At 67.8% G+C, this 2,897-nt stretch carries 6 protein-coding genes; 5 read left to right on the plus strand and 1 reads right to left on the minus strand.

Annotated features, from left to right (window positions below; genetic code table 11):
- A partial coding sequence (locus VFL64_RS02070) for a gamma-glutamyltransferase (protein WP_489538719.1) occupies positions 1 to 272 on the minus strand: 272 nt, incomplete at its 3' end.
- A gap of 119 nt (positions 273 to 391) precedes the next feature.
- On the opposite strand from VFL64_RS02070, the gene VFL64_RS02075 reads away from it, so the two are divergent.
- From VFL64_RS02075 to VFL64_RS02095, 5 genes are all read left to right on the plus strand, one after another.
- On the plus strand, positions 392 to 769 hold the full coding sequence (locus tag VFL64_RS02075; RefSeq protein WP_489538720.1) for a PH domain-containing protein: 378 nt from the start codon (positions 392 to 394) through the stop codon (positions 767 to 769).
- A gap of 8 nt (positions 770 to 777) precedes the next feature.
- Positions 778 to 1,227, plus strand: coding sequence for a GNAT family N-acetyltransferase (locus tag VFL64_RS02080; RefSeq protein ID WP_489538721.1), 450 nt, complete (start codon positions 778 to 780; stop codon positions 1,225 to 1,227).
- Positions 1,228 to 1,231: 4 nt separating this feature from the next.
- The gene (locus VFL64_RS02085; protein ID WP_489538722.1) at positions 1,232 to 1,747 is read left to right on the plus strand and encodes a DUF1697 domain-containing protein; all 516 of its coding nucleotides are present in this window, start codon (positions 1,232 to 1,234) and stop codon (positions 1,745 to 1,747) included.
- Between the two features lie 64 nt (positions 1,748 to 1,811).
- On the plus strand, positions 1,812 to 2,423 hold the full coding sequence (locus VFL64_RS02090) for an HAD family hydrolase (protein ID WP_489538723.1): 612 nt from the start codon (positions 1,812 to 1,814) through the stop codon (positions 2,421 to 2,423).
- Positions 2,424 to 2,508: 85 nt separating this feature from the next.
- The coding region (locus VFL64_RS02095; RefSeq protein ID WP_489538724.1) for a hypothetical protein at positions 2,509 to 2,897 on the plus strand (389 nt) is incomplete at its 3' end.

The raw sequence follows: 2,897 nt of genomic DNA on the forward strand, positions 1-2,897 counted from the left end.
TGCAGCGTCATGAAGCCGCCGCCGCCCAGGTTGCCGGCGGCCGGGTACACCACCGCCAGCGCGTAGCCCACGGCCACGGCGGCGTCGACAGCGTTGCCGCCGTCCTTCAACACGTCGACCCCCACGCGTGTGGCCAGGTGCTGCGCCGTGACCACCATGCCGTTGCGCGCTGCCACCGGGGCGACCGAGGCCGCCTGCGCGGTGGCGAGACAACAGGCCGCGAGCAGCGCGGCGGCGGCATGCCGCCAGGGGAGTGTGAAAGCCTGGGTCATCGCGCGGTCTCCGTCGGGTGGGTGGAGCGGGGATGTCACCACGAAGGCAGTGCCCGTGTCCAGAACGCGGTGACTGGCGCGCGTCCGTCAGAATGTCAGCGCAACCGGGAGAGGCGCACATGGGACTGCTGGACGGCATGCTGGGCAACGCGTCGAAGATCGACGCCACCAAGATCGAATCGGAGTTCGGCCGCCTGCTCGCGCCGGGCGAGCGCATCGAGCACGCGTACCAGCTGATCCGCGACTACTTCGTCTTCACCGACAAGCGCCTGGTGCTGGTCGACAAGCAGGGCGTGACGGGCAGCAAGGTCGCGTACCACTCGATCCCCTACAGGAGCATCACGCACTTCAGCATCGAGACCGGCGGCACCTTCGACCTTGATGCCGAGCTGAACATCTGGATCTCGAGCACGCCGGCACCGATCCAGAAGCAGTTCAACAAGCGGCTGAGCATCTACGAGGTGCAGGCCGTGCTCGCGAGCTACGTGCTGAAGTGAAAGAGAGCATGAGCGCACCCACCGACTATTCCATCTCGACCGACAAGACGCGGCTCGACATCGACACCATCCACGGCTTCCTCACGCGCAGCTACTGGTCGCCCGGCATCCCGCGCAGCGTGGTCGAGCGCGCCATCGCCCACTCGCTGTGCCTGGGCCTCTACCTCGGTGACGAGCAGGTGGGCTTTGCGCGCGTGGTCACCGACCGCGCCACCTTCGCCTACCTGGCCGACGTGTTCGTGCTGGAGGCACACCGCGGCAGGGGCTTGTCGAAGCGGCTGATGCAGGCCGTGCAGTCGCACGAAGACCTGCAGGGCCTGCGGCGCTTCATCCTCGGCACCAAGGACGCACACGGGCTGTACCGCCAGTTCGGCTTCGGCGAGCTGGCCAATCCGTCGCGGATGATGGAGATCCTCAAGCCCGACGTGTACCGGCAGATGGCGGCATCGGGGGGCTGACGAGATGCCCCGCTACGTCGCCCTGCTGCGTGGCGTGAGCCCGCTCAACGCCAAGATGCCGGAGCTCAAGCGCGTCTTCGAGACGGCCGGCTTCACCGAAGTGCGCACGCTGCTGTCCAGCGGCAACGTGGTGTTCGACGCGCGCTCATCGGCGCCGAGTGCGCTGGAGAAGCGTGCCGAGCGCGCCATGCTGGCCGAACTGGGGCACAGCTTCGGCAGTTTCGTGCGGCCCCTGCGCCACCTGCAGGCGCTGCTCGACGCGCAGCCCTTCGCCGCGTTCAAGCTGCCGCCGCAAGGCAAATGCGTCGTCACCTTCTTGCGCCAGCCGCTCGAAGCGCCCATCGCCCTGCCGCCCGAACGCGACGGCGCGCGCATCCTCAAGGTGGAGGGCAGCGAGGTGTTTTCCGTCTACGTGCCCGGCGACAAGGGGCCGGTGTTCATGAACGTGCTCGAACGAACCTTCGGCAAGGACATCACCACGCGCACGCTCGACACGGTGACGAAGTGCGCACGTGCGTGATCTGTACAGCATGCAAATGCATTCCGCGCCGGGGCGAGGGGGCACTCGAGTGAGGATCCAGGCCGTGCTGTTCGACTTCGACGGCGTGCTCACCCGCGACAAGACCGGCTCGCTCACGACGCTGCGCCATCTGAGCCGGCGAACCGGCATGGCCCACGAGCGCCTGCGCGATGCGTTCAAGCCCTACAACGCCGACCTCAACCTTGGGCGCACAACGCACGAGGCGATCTGGCCCGACGTATGCGCGGCGCTGGGGTGCCGGATCGACATCTCGCTGCTGCGAGAGGCGTTCGAGAGCACGCCCCGCCACACCGACATGCTGGCGCTAGCGCGGCACCTTCGGCGTAAGCATGCGGTCGGCATCGTCACCGACAACAAGAAGGACCGCCTCGATTGCCTCAAGGCGCACTGGAACCTGACAGCCTGGTTCGACCCCATCGTGGTGTCGGCCGAGGTCGGTGCCGACAAGACCGGCCCGCGGATCTTCGAGCATGCGCTTGGGCTGCTGGGCCTCGCGCCGGGTGACACCCTCTTCATCGACAACAGCCCCGAGAACCTGCTTGCCCCACGGGCCCTGGGCATGCATGTGGTGCACTTCGACGACGAGCGCAACGATGTCCCGGAACTCATCGCCACGCTGCACGACGTTTACGGCCTGCTCACCCCAGGTGCTTGAGCCGGCTGCGTCCTCAAGCTTGCGGATGACACTGCCCCGCTCCCAAGCGAAGCTGCGCCACCGCAGCCACGCCAGGGAGCACGCCATGCCGATCGCCCGCTTCGTTGTCAGACAGCAGAGAAGCCGCACGCACGACAAGTTCGGGTCGGGGCAGTACGGCGCGCGCCGCGATGGCGGCACGCGAACGCACCGTGGGCTGGACGTGGTGACGACGCCGCGCGAGGCCGTGTTCTCGCCCATCGACGGCACCGTGGTCCGCGAGGCACGGCCCTACCCCGGTGACCGGCTCATGCGGGGGCTGGTGATCCACGGTCGCGGCGAGTGGACGGGCTACCGCGTGAAGATCTTCTACGCCGAGGGCCTGGTCTGTGGCGATGTGCAGGCCGGCCAGCCGATCGCGCTGGCGCAGGACCTGTCGCTCAAGTACCCGGGCATCACCAACCACATCCACCTGGAGCTGAGCCGCGACGGCAA

Source organism: Rhizobacter sp. (genome assembly GCF_035702065.1).
GTDB lineage: Bacteria > Pseudomonadota > Gammaproteobacteria > Burkholderiales > Burkholderiaceae_C > Rhizobacter.